Origin of the sequence: Pseudomonas sp. GD03875, assembly GCF_029840585.1 — a bacterium.
In the GTDB taxonomy this organism is placed as follows: domain Bacteria; phylum Pseudomonadota; class Gammaproteobacteria; order Pseudomonadales; family Pseudomonadaceae; genus Aquipseudomonas; species Aquipseudomonas paralcaligenes.
The window spans coordinates 162,895-179,332 of sequence record NZ_JAOCCV010000006.1 but is presented as its reverse complement, the minus strand read 5'-3'; the positions used below and the strand labels follow the sequence as shown (position 1 = coordinate 179,332).

Below are 16,438 nucleotides of genomic sequence, written 5' to 3'. Positions count from 1 at the left end.
CGTTTGCAGGCAGCTCCGCGCGGGCAGCTGGATACCGTCCTGCGCTGATATGACGGAGGTTGGAAGCGTTGTACTTCTGGGGTAGATCGAGTGGCTTGCGCTTTCCAGATCGATCGTGAGCAGGTTCTTAGGCGCCCTTGAGGCCGCGCTCTTCCCTCCAGTCCCTAGTGGGCCATGCAGCTGCCGAGGACGGACAGCGTGTTGAGGACAACTTCATTCCTGAAACACTGCGGCCCTTGACGCATCTCTCCCTTCGTAGAGGAGCTATTGCTCCTCACGCAGGTCGATGGCGCCGGCCCCCGGCTTGTCGAACAGGCGCTCGGCGTCGCCCGGCAGCAGGTTCCTGCCGCCGTCGTTGCCGTCCAGCACGCTGATGTCGCGGTACTTCTTGCCCGACAGGCTGGCCATGCCGGCGCGGTCGCGGATCACGGTCGGGCGCAGGAACACCATCAGGTTGCGTTTGATATGGGTGTCCTTGGTCGAGCGGAACAGGCGCCCGAGCAGGGGGATGTCGCCCAGCAGCGGCACCTTGGAGTCGGTGCTGGTGACGTCGTCCTGGATCAGCCCGCCGAGCACGATGACCTGGCCGTCGTCGGCGAGGATCACGCTCTTGATCGAGCGCTTGTTGGTCACCAGGTCCACCGCCTGGGCGTTGACGCCGGTGCTGGGGGCGATGGAGGAGATTTCCTGTTCCACTTCCAGGCGCAGGGTGGCGCCGTCGTTGATGTGCGGGGTGACCTTGAGGGTCACGCCGATGTCCTTGCGGTCGATGGTGGTGAAAGGGTTGTTCGCCCCCGAGGCGTCGGTGGTGTAGGAGCCGGTCTGGAACGGCACGTTCTGGCCCACCAGGATTTCCGCCTGCTGGTTGTCCAGGGTCAGCAGGCTCGGGGTCGACAGCAGGTTGCTCTTGCTGTTGGAGGAGAGGGCGGTGATCAGCGCGCCGAAGCTGTCCGTGCCGATGCCGATGATGGCGCCGTCCGGCAGGCTGAGGTTGTCGGGAATCTCGTTGTCCTGCATGGCGCGCAGCACGGTGCCCACGGAGAGGCCGGTATTGCCGAAGCTGACCCCGCCCGCGCCGCCGGTCTTACCGCGGGCGTCGACCGCCCACTGCACGCCGAGGGCGTCGCTGATGTCGCCGGAAATCTCGACGATGGCCGCCTCGACCATCACCTGGGCGCGCGGCACGTCGAGGTTGCGCACGATGTCTTCCAGGGTCGCCACCGTGTCCGGGTCGGCCAGCAGGACCAGGGCGTTGAGGCTTTCGTCGGCGCGGATCAGGATGTTCTGCGGCTTGCTCTTGGTGGTGTCCGCGCCACCTTCCTGGTTCTTCAGGCCTTCGGAGATGTCGCCCAGGGTCTCGGCCAGGCTCTTGGCATCGCTGTGGCGCAGGCGGATCACCCGGGCGTTGGCCGAGCGAGTGCTGGGGATGTCCAGCGAGCGTGCGAGGTTGGCCAGGCGCTGGCGGGCAGCGGGCGGGCCGAGCAGGATCAGACGGTTGGTGCGGGCGTCGGCGATGACCCGGGTGCCCGAGCCGTCCTTGCGTTCGTTGCGCATCACGCTGTTGTTCAGCACTTCGGCGGCGTCCAGCACCCAGGCGTGCTGCAGGTTGATCACGTTGTAGTCGCCACCGCCCTGGGCGTCGAGCTGGTTGATCAGCTCGCGGATGCGCTCGATGTTGGCGCGCCGGTCGCTGATGATCAGCGCGTTGGAGGCAGCCACGGCGGCCAGGTGGCCGTTCTGCGGCACCAGCGGGCGGATCAGCGGGATCAGTTCGTTGACCGAGGTGTGCTGCACTTGGATCAGCTCGGTGAGCACGTCGTCCGGCGCACGGCGGCCGCTGTTGGCGCCGCTGCGGGCCTCAGTGATCGGCACGATGCGCGCCTGCTCGCCCTGGGTCAGCACGCTGAAGCCGTGGGTGCTCATCACCGAGAGGAACAACTGGTAGACCTCTTCCAGGCCCAGCGGGGTCTTGGAGATGACCGAGACCTGGCCCTTGACCCGCGGGTCGACGACGAAGGTCTCGCCGGAGATTTCCGCCACCTGGTCGATGAAGTCGCGGATGTCGGCGTCCTTCATGTTGATGGTCCAGGTTTCCGCACCCTGGGTAGCGGCCGCCGGCTCGGCCGCGTAGGCCGGCGGCAACGCGGTGCCGAAGCAGCCCGCGGTCAGCAGAAGGACGAGGGGCAGGTGCTTCCGCGACAGGAATTTGGAGTCGATCATGGGTTCTATTCGGCTTCCGGGGTTTCGGGTTGCGGCACTTCTTCGCCGCCTTCCATGCGTTGTTGAAGTTGCTGGATGCGTTGCTGCAGGGCCTGGACGTCCTCGTCTTGCAACTGCTCCAGCTGTTGGGCGGTGGGTTCCTGTGGGGCGTACGGCGAGGGCGTGGCGGAGTATGGCGTCAGCGAGGGCGAGCGCACGGCGGGGAAGCGCAGGCTTTCCTCGCTGCCGCCGCGGTCGAGCACCACACGGTCCTGGTGCACCGCCTGCAGCCGGGTGCTGGCGTTGACCTCGTCGCCCACCGCGATGCGCTTGGGCTTGTCGCCGGCGACCTGGATCACGGCGGCCGAGCGCTTGGGGTCCGGGTTGACGAAGCTGGCCAGCAGGGTCATCTGCTGCTTGGTGGGCGGCGCGTTCTGGTCGCCGGCCTGCCGCGCGGGCACGCCGAACAGGTTCTGCAGCCGCTGGCTGGACACCTGCCGCGGCTGGTCGGCAACGGAGGGGGCCGGCGTGCCGGCGGGTGCCTCGCTGCGCAGCAGGCGCAGGTAGTCGACGCTCTGTTTGCTCAGGCTCAGGGTGATGAGCAGCACGACGAGCAGGCAGGCGAGAGTCACCCCATGGCGCTGCAGCCAGGCGGGAGGGCGAATGCTGGTAGCGCTCAAGACATGAATCCCCCGGTCTTCTTCTTATTCCGGCGTGCAAGCTCTGAGCGGCTCGCATCGCATCGGCCCGTACTCTGCGGGCGCCGCCAACCATACCGCAAGTCTTCCATGCGTGGCGCGCCTGTCTGATCCATCTGCACGCCGCTTGTCGTTACCGTGCGTCGTGTCGCAGTCGGAAGCGTGAAACGTTTCGAAACTTCCTCGGAACGAGTCGCTATCATCGGCCTCCACATGCTTCCCGTTCAACAATAAAAATAAGCCTGACGGATCGCTGCAATGGATGATCGCAAGACGACTACCCCGGCAGTCGCGGGTTTTGCCCGTGAAGAACTGCTGGAACTGCTCAACCACTGCGAGCAGTTTCCGCTGACCGTGCTGCTCGCGCCCGCCGGTTCCGGCAAGTCGACGCTGCTGGCCCAGTGGCAGGCGGGCAGGCTCACGCGCAGTGTGGTGCATTTTCCACTGCAGGCGCGTGACAACGAGCCGGTGCGCTTCTTCCGTCACCTCGCCGAGGGCATCCGCGCCCGGGTGGAGGACTTCGACGTATCCTGGTTCAACCCCTTCGCCGCCGAGATGTACCAGGCGCCGGAAGTGGTGGGCGAGTACCTGGCGGACGCGCTGAACCGCATCGACGGCGGCCTCTACATCGTCCTGGACGACTTCCAGTTCATCGGCCAGCCCACCATCCTCGAGGTGCTGTCGGCCATGCTCGAACGGCTGACGGCCACCACCCGGGTGATCCTCTCCAGCCGCAACCACCCCGGTTTCTCGCTCAGCCGCCTGAAGCTGGAGAACAAGCTGCTGTGCATCGACCAGCACGACATGCGCCTGTCGCCGGCGCAGATCCAGCAGCTCAACGCCCACCTGGGCGGGCCCGACCTCAGTCCCGCCTACGTCGACAGCCTGATGGCGATGACCGAGGGCTGGATGGCCGGGGTGAAGGTGGCCCTGCTGGCCTATGCGCGCTTCGGCACCGTGGCGCTGGAGCGCTTCAACGGCAGCCAGCCGGAGATCGTCGACTACTTCGGCCACGTGGTGCTCAAGCGCCTGTCGCCGCAGATGCACGACTTCCTGCTCAGCTGCGCGATCTTCGAGCGTTTCGACGGCGAACTCTGCGACAAGGTCTTCGAGCGCACCGGCTCGGCGCTGCTGCTGGAGGAACTGGCCGCCCGCGAGCTGTTCCTGCTGCCGGTCGACCAGTATCCCGGCTACTACCGCTACCACGCGCTGCTGCACGACTTCCTGGCCAAGCGCCTGGCGATGTACCAGCCGCAGCAGGTGGCCGTGCTGCATCGTCGCGCGGCGCTGCACTTCAGCCAGCGCGGCGACCTGGAACAGGCCCTGCAGCACGCCCAGCGCAGCGACGACCGGGCGCTGTTCCGCAACCTGCTGGAGGAGGCCTGCGAACAGTGGGTGCACAGCGGCCACTTCGCCGAGGTGCTGAAGTGGCTGGAGCCGCTCAGCGAGGCCGGCCTGCGCGACCAGCCGCGCCTGCTGGTGCCGATGATCCTGTCGCTGACCCTGTCGCGGCGCTTCCACCAGGCGCGCTACTGCCTGGACGAACTGGCGCTGCCCCAGGGCGACCGGCCGGGCCTGGACGCGCCGACCCGGCAGTTGCTTGCGCTCAACCTCGAACTGTTCCAGTACGACCTGGCCTTCGACCCCGGCGAGCGCTGGTCGGAGCTGCTGGCGCCGGGCATCGCCTCGGACATCCGCGCCCTGGCCCTGACCATCCTCGCCTACCACCACCTGATGCACGGGCGCCTGGAGCAGTCGATCCAGATGGCGCTGGAGTCCAAGGCGCTGCTGGCGCGCACCGGCCAGCTGTTCCTGGAGAGCTACGCCGACCTGATCATCGCCCTGTGCAACCGCAACGCCGGGCGCGCCACCAGCGCGCGCAAGGACGTCTGCCACGACTACCAGCGCACCGAGCGCTCGTCGCCGGCCTGGCTCAACCGGGCCACCGCCATGGTGGTGGCGCTGTACGAGCAGAACCAGCTGGCGGCGGCCCAGCAGCTGTGCGAGGACCTGATGGCGATGGTCACCTCGTCGTCGGCCACCGAGACCATCGCCACCGTGCACATCACCTTGTCGCGGCTGCTCTACCGGCGCCAGTCCCAGGGCCGCGCGGGGCGCCTGCTCGAACAGCTGTCGCGGATACTCCAGCTGGGCAACTACGAGCGCTTCGCCAGCCAGGCGGCGCAGGAAAGCATGCGCCAGGCCTACCTGGACGGCCGCCCGGCGGCGCTGGACGCGCTGGCCCAGCGGCTGGGCATCGAGGAGCGGCTGGCGGCCGGCGAGTGGGAGCGGGTGCGCCCGTACGACGAGTGCTGGGAGCGCTACGGCCTGGCCGCCGTCTATTGGCTGGTGATGCGTGGCGCCCAGCCGCGCGCCTGCCGCATCCTCAAGGTGCTGGCGCAATCGCTGCAGCAGAGCGAGATGAAGGCGCGGGCGCTGGTGGTGGAGGCCAATCTGCTGGTGCTGAGCGCGCCGCAGCAGAGCCCGGAACAGCAGATCAAGGCGCTGCTGGCGCTGGTCGAGCGCTTCGGCATCGTCAACATCAATCGCTCGGTGTTCGACGAGGCGCCGGGCTTCGCCGAGGCGGTGTTCGGCCTGCTGCGCTCCGGCCAGCTGCAGGTGCCGGAGGCCTACAGCGAGGCCTATGCCGAGTTCCTCCTGGCTGAAAGCCAGGCGCCCTCGGCGGCGCTGCCGGACCTGGTGAGCCTGCTCACCGACAAGGAGGCGGAGATCTTCGCCTGCCTGCTCAAGGGCCTGTCCAACACCGAGATCAGCGCCAGCACCGGCATCGCCCTGTCCACCACCAAGTGGCACCTGAAGAACATCTACTCGAAGCTCAACCTCTCCGGCCGCACCGAGGCCATCCTCGCCATGCAGCAGCGCGGCGCCTGACCGGCTACCTGAGCAGATACCCGACCTGGCACCGACCGACGGTAGCGCCCTTTTCCCCTTTCCCCTCCCACAGGAGGGGGGAGGGCGAGCGGCGAATCCCTAATCTCCCGCCAGCCGGAAACGCCGGCTTCCAACCGTAATTAGTACAAGAATAATCGGGAGATACGCCATGTCCGTCTGGGTCACGTGGCCGAGCTTGGTCAAGTTCGGTACCTTGGGCATCTATGCAGGTCTGATCACCCTCGCGCTGGAGCGCGACGCGCTGTTCAAGAACAACCTGTTCGATGTCGACAACCTGCCTGCCGCCAACGCCACCATCACCTGCGATGCGCGCAGCCAGGTGGCCCGCACCGAGGATGGCACCTGCAACATCCTCTCCAATCCCGCCGAGGGCTCGGTCTACCGTCGCTTCGGCCGCAACGTCAATCCGAACGTCACCCACGGCGAGACCGAGGCCGACACGCTGCTCAGCCCCAACCCGCGCGAAGTCAGTAACGTGCTGATGTCCCGCGGCGAGTTCAAGCCGGCGCCCAGCCTCAACTTCATCGCCGCCTCGTGGATCCAGTTCATGGTCCATGACTGGGTGGAGCACGGCCCCAACGCCGAGGCCAACCCGATCCAGATCCCGCTGCCGGCCGGCGACGTGCTCGGCTCCGGCACCATGTCCGTGCGCCGCACCCAGGCCGACCCGACCCGCACCGCGGCGGAAGCCGGCAAGCCGGCCGCCTACCGCAACCACAACACCCACTGGTGGGACGGCTCGCAGCTGTACGGCAGCGACAAGGCCACCAACGACAAGGTGCGCGCCTTCGTCGACGGCAAGCTGAAGATCAACGCCGACGGCACCCTGCCGACCGAGCTGATCAGCGGCAAGCCGATCACCGGCTTCAACGAGAACTGGTGGGTCGGCCTGAGCATGCTGCACCAGCTGTTCACCAAGGAGCACAACGCCGTCGCGGCCATGCTCAAGCAGAAGTACCCGGACAAGGACGACCAGTGGCTGTACGACCGCGCGCGTCTGGTCACCTCGGCGCTGATGGCCAAGATCCATACCGTGGAGTGGACCCCGGCGGTGATCGCCAACCCGGTCACCGAGCGTGCCATGTACGCCAACTGGTGGGGCCTGCTGGGCTCCGGCCCGAACCGCGACAAGTACCAAGAAGAAGCGCGCATGCTGCAGGCCGACCTGGCCAGCTCCAACTCCTTCGTCCTGCGCATCCTCGGTATCGACGGCAGCGGGGCTGGTAGCTCGGCAATCGACCACGCCCTGGCCGGTATCGTCGGCTCTACCAACCCCAACAACTACGGCGTGCCTTACACGCTGACCGAGGAGTTCGTCGCGGTGTACCGCATGCACCCGCTGATGCGTGACAAGGTCGACGTCTATGACATCGGCTCCAACGTCATCTCGCGCTCGGTGCAGCTGCAGAACACTCGTGACCGCGATGCTGAGAACCTGCTGAACGGCGAGCACCCGGAGCGCATGTGGTATTCCTTCGGTATCACCAACCCGGGTTCGCTGACCCTCAACAACTACCCGAACTTCCTGCGCAATCTCTCGATTCCGCTGGTCGGCAACATCGACCTGGCGACCATCGACGTACTGCGTGACCGCGAGCGTGGCGTGCCGCGCTACAACGAGTTCCGCCGCGAGATCGGCCTCAACCCGATCACCAAGTTCGAGGACCTGACCAAGGACCCGGCCACCCTGGCCAACCTCAAGCGCGTGTACGGCAACGACATCGAGAAGATCGACACCCTGGTCGGCATGCTGGCCGAGACCGTGCGTCCGGACGGCTTCGCCTTCGGCGAGACGGCCTTCCAGATCTTCATCATGAACGCCTCGCGTCGCCTGATGACCGACCGCTTCTACACCAAGGACTATCGCCCGGAGATTTACACCCCCGAGGGCCTGGCCTGGGTCGAGAACACCACCATGGTCGACGTGATCCGCCGTCACAACCCGCAGCTGGAAAGCAGCCTGGTGGGCGTGCAGAACGCGTTCAAGCCCTGGGGGCTGAACATCCCGGCCGACTACGAGACCTGGCCGGCCAAGGCCAAGCAGGACAACCTGTGGGTCAACGGCGCCATGCGTACCCAGTACGCCGAAGGCCAACTGCCGGCCATCCCGCCGGTCAACGTCGGCGGCCTGATCAGCTCGGTGCTGTGGAAGAAGGTGCAGACCAAGTCCGACGTGGCGCCGGCCGGCTATGAGAAGGCCATGCACCCCAACGGCGTGATGGCCAAGGTGAAGTTCACCGCCGTGGCCGGGCATCCCTACACCGGCCTGTTCCAGGGCGCGGAGAACGGCCTGCTGCGCCTGTCGGTGGCCGGTGATCCGGCGAAGAACGGCTTCCAGCCGGGTCTGGCGTGGAAGGCCTTCGTCGACGGCAAGCCGTCGCAGAACGTGTCGGCGCTCTACACCCTCAGCGGGCAGGGCAGCAACCACAACTTCTTCGCCAACGAGCTTTCCCAGTTCGTCCTGCCGGAGACCAACGACACCCTGGGCACCACGCTGCTGTTCTCGCTGGTCAGCCTGAAGCCGACCCTGCTGCGGGTCGACGACATGGCTGAAGTGACCCAGACCGGCCAGGCGGTATCCTCGGTCAAGTCGCCGACGCAGATCTACTTCGTGCCGAAGCCGGAGCTGCGCAACGTGTTCTCCACCTCGGCCCACGATTTCCGCAACGATCTCGTGACCTTGGCCGCCGGCACCAAGCTGTATGACGTCTACGCGACCTCGATGGAGATCAAGACCTCGATCCTGCCGTCCACCAACCGCAGCTACGCCCAGCAGCGTCGCAACAGCGCGGTGAAGATCGGCGAGATGGAGCTGACCTCGCCCTTCATCGCTTCGTCCTTCGGTGACAACGGTGTGTTCTTCAAGCACCAGCGCAGCGAAGACAAGTAAGCTCTACCGCTAGACGAGAACCCCGGCAACCGCCGGGGTTCTTCGTTTATGGCCCGCTAAATCCACCTCCGGGTAGGGTGCGCCGTGCGCACCGGCAAGCCCATGTATGGCCGGTACACGCCACCTCGGCCATCGCCATGAATTTCTCCACATTGCGGATTCCGACCCACGGCCATAACAATTCCCCGCTAACGTGGTCGCTTCATTGTCCGGGCGTGCGAAATCTGCACTGCAGATTCCCTTGAAATCCGTTAACTTGGCGCCTCGGACGTGCCGTCAGAACGACAACAAGAACAACAGCGAAATGGATTTTCTGTTCCAGGAACGTGCCCGCAGATGTCTACCGATACCCATGCCGCTCTAGCGGCCCCGGCAGAACCGGCCCTGCGCCCGCTGCCATTCGCCTTCGCCAAGCGCCACGGTGTGTTGCTGCGCGAGCCATTCGGCCTCGCCCAGCTGCAGGTGCGTCGCGGCGCCAGCCTGACCGCCGTGCAGGAGGCCCAGCGCTTCGCCGGCCGGGTGCTGCCGCTGCAGTGGCTGGAGCCCGAGGTCTTCGAGCAGGAACTGAGCCTGGCCTACCAGCGCGATTCCTCCGAGGTGCGGCAGATGGCCGAGGGCCTAGGCGCCGAACTGGACCTGGCCAGCCTGGCCGAACTCACCCCCGAATCCGGCGACCTGCTGGAGCAGGAGGACGACGCGCCGATCATCCGCCTGATCAACGCCATTCTCAGCGAGGCGATCAAGGCCGGCGCCTCCGACATCCACCTGGAAACCTTCGAGAAACGCCTGGTCGTGCGCTTTCGCGTCGACGGCATCCTGCGCGAAGTGATCGAGCCGCGCCGCGAACTGGCCGCGCTGCTGGTGTCGCGGGTCAAGGTCATGGCGCGCCTGGACATCGCCGAGAAGCGCGTGCCGCAGGACGGGCGCATCTCGCTCAAGGTCGGCGGCCGCGAGGTGGACATCCGCGTGTCCACGTTGCCGTCGGCCAACGGCGAGCGGGTGGTGCTGCGCCTGCTTGACAAGCAGGCCGGGCGCCTGTCGCTGCAGCACCTGGGCATGAGCGAGCGCGACCGCCGCCTGCTCGACGACAACCTGCGCAAGCCCCACGGCATCATCCTGGTCACCGGGCCGACCGGCTCGGGCAAGACCACCACCCTGTACGCCGGTCTGGTCACCCTCAACGACCGTTCGCGCAACATCCTCACGGTGGAAGACCCCATCGAGTACTACCTGGAAGGCATCGGCCAGACCCAGGTCAACCCGCGAGTGGACATGACCTTCGCCCGCGGCCTGCGTGCCATCCTGCGCCAGGACCCCGACGTGGTGATGGTCGGCGAGATCCGTGACCAGGAGACCGCCGACATCGCGGTACAGGCTTCGCTGACCGGCCACCTGGTGCTCTCCACCCTGCACACCAACAGCGCCGTGGGCGCGGTCACTCGCCTGGTGGACATGGGCGTCGAGCCTTTCCTGCTGTCCTCGTCCCTGCTCGGCGTACTGGCCCAGCGCCTGGTGCGCGTGCTCTGCGTGCACTGCCGCGAGGCGCGCCCGGCCGACGACGCCGAATGCGGCCTGCTTGGCCTCGACCCGCGGGAGCGGCCGCTGATCCACCACGCCAAGGGCTGCCCGGAATGCCACCAGCAGGGCTACCGCGGCCGGACCGGCATCTACGAGCTGGTGATCTTCGACGACAAGATGCGCACCCTGGTGCACAACGGCGTCGGCGAGCAGGAGCTGCTGCGCCACGCCCGCAGCCTGGGCCCGAGCATCCGTGATGACGGTCGGCGCAAGGTGCTGGAAGGGGTGACCACCCTGGAAGAAGTACTGCGGGTCACTAGGGAAGACTGATGGCCGCCTTCGAATACATCGCCCTGGACCCCCGGGGTCGCCAGCAGAAGGGCGTACTGGAGGCCGACAGCGCGCGCCAGGTGCGCCAACTGCTGCGCGAGAAACAGCTGGCGCCGCTGCAGGTCGAGCCGGTGCACCGCAAGGAGCAGGCCGAGGGTGGCGGTGGCTTCAGCCTGCGCCGCGGCCTGTCGGCCCGCGACCTGGCCCTGGTCACCCGCCAGCTGGCGACCCTGATCAGCGCCGCGCTGCCCATCGAGGAGGCGCTGCGCGCCGCCGCCGCCCAGTCGCGCCAGCCGCGCATCCAGTCGATGCTGCTGGCGGTGCGCGCCAAGGTGCTGGAAGGCCACAGCCTGGCCAGGGCCCTGGCGACCTATCCGGCGGCTTTTCCCGAGCTGTACCGGGCCACGGTCGCGGCCGGCGAGCACGCCGGGCACCTGGGGCCGGTGCTGGAGCAGTTGGCGGACTACACCGAGCAGCGCCAGCAGTCGCGGCAGAAGATCCAGATGGCGCTGCTCTACCCGGTGATCCTGATGCTCGCCTCGCTGGGCATCGTCGGCTTCCTGCTCGGCTACGTGGTGCCGGACGTGGTGCGGGTGTTCGTCAACTCCGGGCAGACCCTGCCGGCGCTGACCCGCGGGCTGATCTTCCTCAGCGAACTGGTCAAGACCTGGGGCGCGGTGGCCGTGGTGCTGGCGGTGCTGGCGGTGGTCGCCTTCCGCCGCGCGCTGCGCAACGAGGACCTGCGCCGGCGCTGGCACGCCTTCCTGTTGCGCCTGCCCCTGGTCGGCGGCCTGATCTCGGCCACCGAGACGGCGCGCTTCGCCTCGACCCTGGCCATCCTGGTGCGCAGCGGCGTGCCGCTGGTGGAGGCGCTGGCCATCGGTGCGGAAGTGGTGTCCAACCGCATCATCCGCGCCGACGTGGCCAACGCCACCCAGCGCGTGCGCGAGGGCGGCAGCCTGTCGCGGGCGCTGGAGGCCAGCCGGCAGTTCCCGCCGATGATGCTGCACATGATCGCCAGCGGCGAACGCTCCGGCGAGCTGGACCAGATGCTGTCGCGCACGGCGCGCAACCAGGAGAGCGACCTGGCGGCCACCATCGGCCTGCTGGTCGGGCTGTTCGAGCCGTTCATGCTGGTCTTCATGGGCGCGGTGGTGCTGGTGATCGTGCTGGCCATCCTCCTCCCGATCCTTTCTCTGAACCAACTGGTGGGTTGAAAACGATGCACAAGCAGAAGGGCTTCACGCTCATTGAAATCATGGTGGTGGTGGTCATCCTCGGCATCCTCGCGGCGCTGGTGGTGCCCCAGGTGATGGGCCGGCCGGACCAGGCCAAGGTGACTGCGGCGCAGAACGACATCCGCGCCATCGGTGCGGCGCTTGACATGTACAAGCTGGACAACCAGAACTACCCGAGCACCCAGCAGGGCCTGGAAGCGCTGGTGAAGAAGCCCACCGGCAACCCGCCGGCGAAGAACTGGAATGCCGAGGGCTACCTGAAGCGGCTGCCGATCGACCCCTGGGGCAACCCGTACCTGTACCTGTCGCCGGGATCGCGCGGCAAGATCGACCTGTATTCCCTGGGCGCCGACGGCCAGGAAGGCGGCGACGGCGCCAATACCGACATCGGCAACTGGGACCTCTGATCGGCGATGCGGCGGGCGCTCGGCTTCACCCTCATCGAGCTGCTGGTGGTGCTGGTGCTGCTCGGCGTGCTGACCGGCCTGGCCGTGATCGGCAGCGGGCTGGCCAGCAGTCCCGCCCGCAAGCTGAACGACGAGGCCGAGCGCCTGAACAGCCTGCTCCGGGTGCTGATCGACGAGGCGGTGCTGGACAATCGCGAATACGGCGTGCGCTTCGAGACCCGCAGCTACCAGGTGTTGCGCTACGACCCGCTGCGTTCTCGCTGGGAGCCGGTGGGCGAAAAGGTGCACGAGCTGCCGGAATGGGTCGAGCTGCGCATCGAGGTGGACAACCAGAGCGTCGGCCTGCCGTCGCCCAAGGGCGACAAGGACAAGGCCGCGCCCAAGACGCCCCAGCTGCTGATCCTTTCCAGCGGCGAGCTGACACCCTTCACCCTGCGCCTGGCCGGCGGCAGCGGGCGTGACGCACCGGTGCTGCTGCTGGTCAGCGATGGCTTCGCCGAACCGGAACTGAAGCCGGAGATCGCCGGGAAGCGCTCCGGATGAGGCGCGCGCGCGGCTTCACCCTGCTGGAAGTGCTGGTCGCCCTGGCGATCTTCGCCGTGGTCGCCGCCAGCGTGCTCAGCGCCAGCGCCCGCTCGCTGCAGACCGCGGCCCGGCTGGAGGACAAGACCTTCGCCAGCTGGCTGGCGGACAACCGCCTGCAGGACCTGCAGCTGGCCGACAGCCCGCCCGCCGTGGGGCGCGAGCAGGGCGAGGAGAGCTATGCCGGGCGCCGCTGGCTGTGGCAGACCGAGGTGCAGTCCACCAGCGAGCCGGACATGCTGCGGGTCACGGTGCGCGTGGCGCTGCGCCCCGAGCGCGGGCTGCGCGGCAAGGTCGAGGACAACGCCCTGGCCACCCTCAGCGGCTTCGTCGGGGTGGAGCCATGAGGCAGCGCGGCTTCACCCTGCTGGAAGTGCTGATCGCCATCGCCATCTTCGCGGTACTCGCCATGGCCACCTACCGCATGCTCGACAGCGTGCTGAAGACCGACACCGCCCAGCGCGAACAGGAGCGGCGCCTGCGCGAGCTGACCCGGGCCATGGGCGCGTTCGAGCGCGATGTGCTGCAGGTGCGCGCGCGTCCCGTGCGCGACCAACTGGGCGACCTGCTGCCCTCGCTGCGCGGGCAGAGCGGTCGCGACACCCAACTGGAATTCACTCGCAGCGGCTGGCGCAACCCGCTCGGCCAGCCCCGCGCGACCCTGCAACGGGTGCGCTGGCAATTGCAGGGCGAGCGCTGGCAGCGCTTCTACTGGCCGGTACTGGACCAGGCCCAGGACAGCCAGCCCCGGGTGCAGCAGGCGCTCGACGGGGTGAAGCGCTTCGAACTGCGCTTCCTCGACCTGGAGGGGCGCTGGCTGCAGGACTGGCCACCGGCCAACGCCAGCAGCGCCGACGAGGCGCTGACCCAGCTGCCCCGGGCCGTGGAACTGATCGTCGAGCACCGCTACTACGGCGAACTGCGCCGCCTCTGGCGCATGCCGGAAATGCCGCAGCAGGAACAGATCCTGCCGCCGGGTGGGGAGGAGGGCGGCGAGGGCGACCTAGTGCCGGACGAGACCCTGCCCCAGGAGCCGCCGTCATGAGCCGCCAGCGTGGGGTGGCGCTGATCACCGTGCTGCTGGTGGTGGCGCTGGTGACCGTGGTCTGCGCGGCGCTGGTGGTGCGCCAGCAGCTGGCCATCCGCAGCACCGGCAACCAGTTGGTAGTGCGCCAGGCGCAGTACTACGCCGAGGGCGGCGAGCTGCTGGCCAAGGCCATCCTGCGCCGGGACATGGTCACCGACCAAGTCGATCACCTGGCCGAGCCCTGGGCCAATCCCAAGCTGCGTTTTCCGCTGGACGAAGGCGGCGAACTGCGCCTGCGCATCGAGGACCTGTCCGGCCGCTTCAACCTCAACAGCCTAGCCGTCGGCGGCCAGGCCGGCGAGCAGGCGCTGCTGCGCTTCCGCCGCCTGCTGCAGCTGCTGCAACTGACGCCGGTCTACGCCGAGCGCCTGCAGGACTGGCTGGACTCCGACCAGGACGCCAGCGGCCAGGGCGGCGCCGAGGACGACCAGTACCTGCTGCTGACACCCGCTTATCGCACCGGCCCGGGGCGCATTGCCGACGTGTCCGAACTGCGCCTGCTGCTGGGCATGAGCGAGGCCGACTACCGGCGCCTGGCGCCCTTCGTCGGCGCCCTGCCGAGCCAGGTGGAACTGAACGTGAACACCGCCAGCGCCCAGGTGCTGGCCTGCCTCGGCGAAGGCATCCCGCAGTCGGCGCTGAAGGCCGCCATCGAGCGGCGCGGGAACACCGGCTACCGCGACCCGGGCGCCTTCGTCCAGCAGCTCGCCAGCTATGGCGTCAACCCCCAGGGGCTGACCACCGGCAGCCAGTATTTCCGGGTCACCACCGAAGTGCTGCTGGGCGACCGGCGCCAGGTGCTGGCCAGTTATCTGCAACGTGGTAATGATGGGCGCGTCCGCCTGATGGCGCGCGATCTGGGGCAGGAGGGCCTGGCGCCCACGCCCGTCGAGGAGTCCGAGGAATGAGTCTGCTCACCCTGTTTCTTCCGCCTGGCGCCTGCGCCGGGCCGGCGGCCGACCTGCTGGTCTGGCGCGTCGATGGTGATATCGGCAGTCAGCTGCCGTTCAGCGAGGCGGTGCCGGCTGCCGCCCGGCCCTGGCGCCTGGTCCTGCCGGTGGAGGCGGTGACCGTCTGTGCCGTGCAACTGCCCACCACCAAGGCGCGCTGGCTGCAGAAGGCCCTGCCGTTCGCGGTGGAGGAACTGCTGGCCGACGACGTGGAGTATTTCCATCTGGCGGTGGGCGACCAGCTGGCCGATGGCCGCCATCGGGTCCACGTGGTGCGCCGCGACTGGCTGGCCGGCTGGCTGGCGCTGTGCGGCGACAATCCGCCTCAGCGCATTGAGGTGGATGCCGACCTGCTGACGGAAGAGGGCAGCCAGCTGTTCTGCCTGGGGGAACGCTGGCTGCTGGGCGGCAGCGGCGAGGCGCGCCTGGCCCTGCGTGGCGAGGATTGGCCGCAGCTGGCCGGGCTCTGCCCGTCGCCGCGGGTGGCCCATGTGGCGGCCGGCCAGCCGGCGCCTGCGGACATCGACCAATGCCACGAGCACGCCCAGCCACTGGTCTGGCTGGCCGGACACGTGGCCGCCTGCAACCTGGCCCAGGGCGCGTTCGCCCGGCGCGAGCCTTCCGGGCAATGGCAGCGCTGGCGCCCGCTGGCGGCGCTGCTGGGCCTGTGGCTGGTGCTGCAATGGGGCTTCAACCTGGCCCAGGGCTGGCATCTGCAGCGCGAGGGCGAGCGCTATGCCGAGGCCAGCCGGGAGCTGTACCGGGAACTGTTCCCGGGCGACAGCAAATTGATCAATCTGCGTGCTCAGTTCGACCAGCACCTGGCCGAGTCGGAGGGCGGTGGCCAGCAACAGCTGTTGCAACTGCTCGACCAGGCCGCCTCGGCCATCGGCGAGGAGGGCGCGCGGGTGCAGGTGCAGCAACTGGACTTCAACGCCCAGCGCGGCAACCTGGCGCTCAACCTGCAGGCCAGCGACTTCGCCACGCTGGAAAGCCTGCGCACGCGCTTGCAGCAGTCCGGGCTGGCGGTGGACATGGGCTCGGCGAGCCGGGAAGGCAACGGCGTCAGCGCGCGCCTGGTGATCGGAGGTAACGGATGACGGGTCTGGTTTCGCAATGGCAGGGGCGCGTCGCGCGCAACCCGCTGGTCATCCGCTGGCAGTCGATGCCGTCGCGCGACCGCATGGCCCTGGGCCTGCTCGCCGGCTTCCTGCTGCTGGTGTTGTTCTACATGCTGCTATGGCGCCCGGTCAGCCAGAACCTGGAGCAGGCGCGCAGTTTCCTGCAGCAGCAGCGGGCGCTGCATGCCTACCTGCAGGCGAACGCGCCGCAGGTCCGCGCCGCGCAGGGCAGGCCGCAGTCCAGCAGCGTCGACCCGGCCGCGCTGCAGGGCCTGGTGACTGGCAGCGCGGCCAGCCAGGGGCTGAATGTCGAGCGCCTGGACAACCAGGGCGACGGCAGCCTGCAGGTGAGCCTGCAGCCGACCGACTTCGCCCGTCTGCTGCGCTGGCTGATGAGCCTGGAAGAGCAGGGCGTGAGGGTCGAGGAGGCCGGGCTGGAGCGGGCGGACAAGGGACTGGTGAGCACCCGCCTGCTGCTGCGGGCGGGCTGAGCGGCGGTCGAGAA

13 protein-coding genes are annotated in these 16,438 nt (G+C 68.1%); 11 read left to right on the top strand and 2 right to left on the bottom strand.

What is annotated here, in order from left to right; genetic code table 11:
* Nucleotides 1–264 precede the first annotated feature (264 nt).
* Together gspD and N5D30_RS07490 are read right to left on the bottom strand one after the other, a co-directional pair.
* The gene (gene gspD / locus N5D30_RS07495) at nucleotides 265–2,220 is read right to left on the bottom strand and encodes a type II secretion system secretin GspD (RefSeq protein WP_220813302.1); all 1,956 of its coding nucleotides are present in this window, start codon (nucleotides 2,218–2,220) and stop codon (nucleotides 265–267) included.
* A 5-nt stretch (nucleotides 2,221–2,225) separates the two neighbouring features.
* Nucleotides 2,226–2,879: a type II secretion system protein N gene (locus N5D30_RS07490; protein ID WP_279908428.1), complete on the bottom strand. Its 654-nt coding sequence runs from the start codon at nucleotides 2,877–2,879 to the stop codon at nucleotides 2,226–2,228.
* A gap of 276 nt (nucleotides 2,880–3,155) precedes the next feature.
* Here N5D30_RS07490 and N5D30_RS07485 point away from each other — a divergent pair, with 276 nt between their 5' ends.
* The 11 genes from N5D30_RS07485 to N5D30_RS07435 all read left to right on the top strand — a co-directional run bounded on the left by N5D30_RS07485 (nucleotide 3,156) and on the right by N5D30_RS07435 (nucleotide 16,424).
* Entirely contained in the window at nucleotides 3,156–5,789 is a 2,634-nt protein-coding gene (locus tag N5D30_RS07485) for a LuxR C-terminal-related transcriptional regulator (protein WP_279908427.1), read from the top strand.
* A 169-nt stretch (nucleotides 5,790–5,958) separates the two neighbouring features.
* Complete coding sequence (locus N5D30_RS07480) at nucleotides 5,959–8,700, top strand: peroxidase family protein (protein WP_279908426.1); 2,742 nt, start codon at nucleotides 5,959–5,961, stop codon at nucleotides 8,698–8,700.
* Nucleotides 8,701–9,036: 336 nt separating this feature from the next.
* Entirely contained in the window at nucleotides 9,037–10,548 is a 1,512-nt protein-coding gene (gene gspE, locus N5D30_RS07475; protein ID WP_279908425.1) for a type II secretion system ATPase GspE, read from the top strand.
* Complete coding sequence (gene xcpS, locus N5D30_RS07470) at nucleotides 10,548–11,765, top strand: GspF family T2SS innner membrane protein variant XcpS (protein WP_220813297.1); 1,218 nt, start codon at nucleotides 10,548–10,550, stop codon at nucleotides 11,763–11,765. The genes gspE and xcpS overlap by 1 nt, the downstream gene beginning before the upstream one ends.
* A gap of 5 nt (nucleotides 11,766–11,770) precedes the next feature.
* On the top strand, nucleotides 11,771–12,193 hold the full coding sequence (gspG, locus tag N5D30_RS07465; protein WP_220813296.1) for a type II secretion system major pseudopilin GspG: 423 nt from the start codon (nucleotides 11,771–11,773) through the stop codon (nucleotides 12,191–12,193).
* Between the two features lie 6 nt (nucleotides 12,194–12,199).
* On the top strand, nucleotides 12,200–12,736 hold the full coding sequence (gspH, locus tag N5D30_RS07460) for a type II secretion system minor pseudopilin GspH (protein WP_279908424.1): 537 nt from the start codon (nucleotides 12,200–12,202) through the stop codon (nucleotides 12,734–12,736).
* Entirely contained in the window at nucleotides 12,733–13,122 is a 390-nt protein-coding gene (gspI, locus tag N5D30_RS07455) for a type II secretion system minor pseudopilin GspI (protein WP_279902177.1), read from the top strand. Before gspH ends, gspI begins: the two co-directional genes overlap by 4 nt.
* Nucleotides 13,119–13,820 carry a type II secretion system minor pseudopilin GspJ gene (gene gspJ / locus N5D30_RS07450; RefSeq protein WP_279908423.1) on the top strand — a complete coding sequence of 234 codons (702 nt, stop codon included), beginning with the start codon at nucleotides 13,119–13,121 and terminating at the stop codon, nucleotides 13,818–13,820. Before gspI ends, gspJ begins: the two co-directional genes overlap by 4 nt.
* Nucleotides 13,817–14,770, top strand: coding sequence for a type II secretion system minor pseudopilin GspK (gene gspK, locus N5D30_RS07445; protein ID WP_279908422.1), 954 nt, complete (start codon nucleotides 13,817–13,819; stop codon nucleotides 14,768–14,770). The genes gspJ and gspK overlap by 4 nt, the downstream gene beginning before the upstream one ends.
* A complete protein-coding gene (gspL, locus tag N5D30_RS07440) occupies nucleotides 14,767–15,912 on the top strand; it encodes a type II secretion system protein GspL (protein WP_279908421.1) in 1,146 nt (381 codons plus the stop codon). Before gspK ends, gspL begins: the two co-directional genes overlap by 4 nt.
* Nucleotides 15,909–16,424 (top strand): type II secretion system protein M, encoded by a 516-nt coding sequence (locus tag N5D30_RS07435; RefSeq protein ID WP_279908419.1) that lies wholly within the window; start codon nucleotides 15,909–15,911, stop codon nucleotides 16,422–16,424. The genes gspL and N5D30_RS07435 overlap by 4 nt, the downstream gene beginning before the upstream one ends.
* The last annotated feature ends 14 nt before the right edge of the window (nucleotides 16,425–16,438 follow it).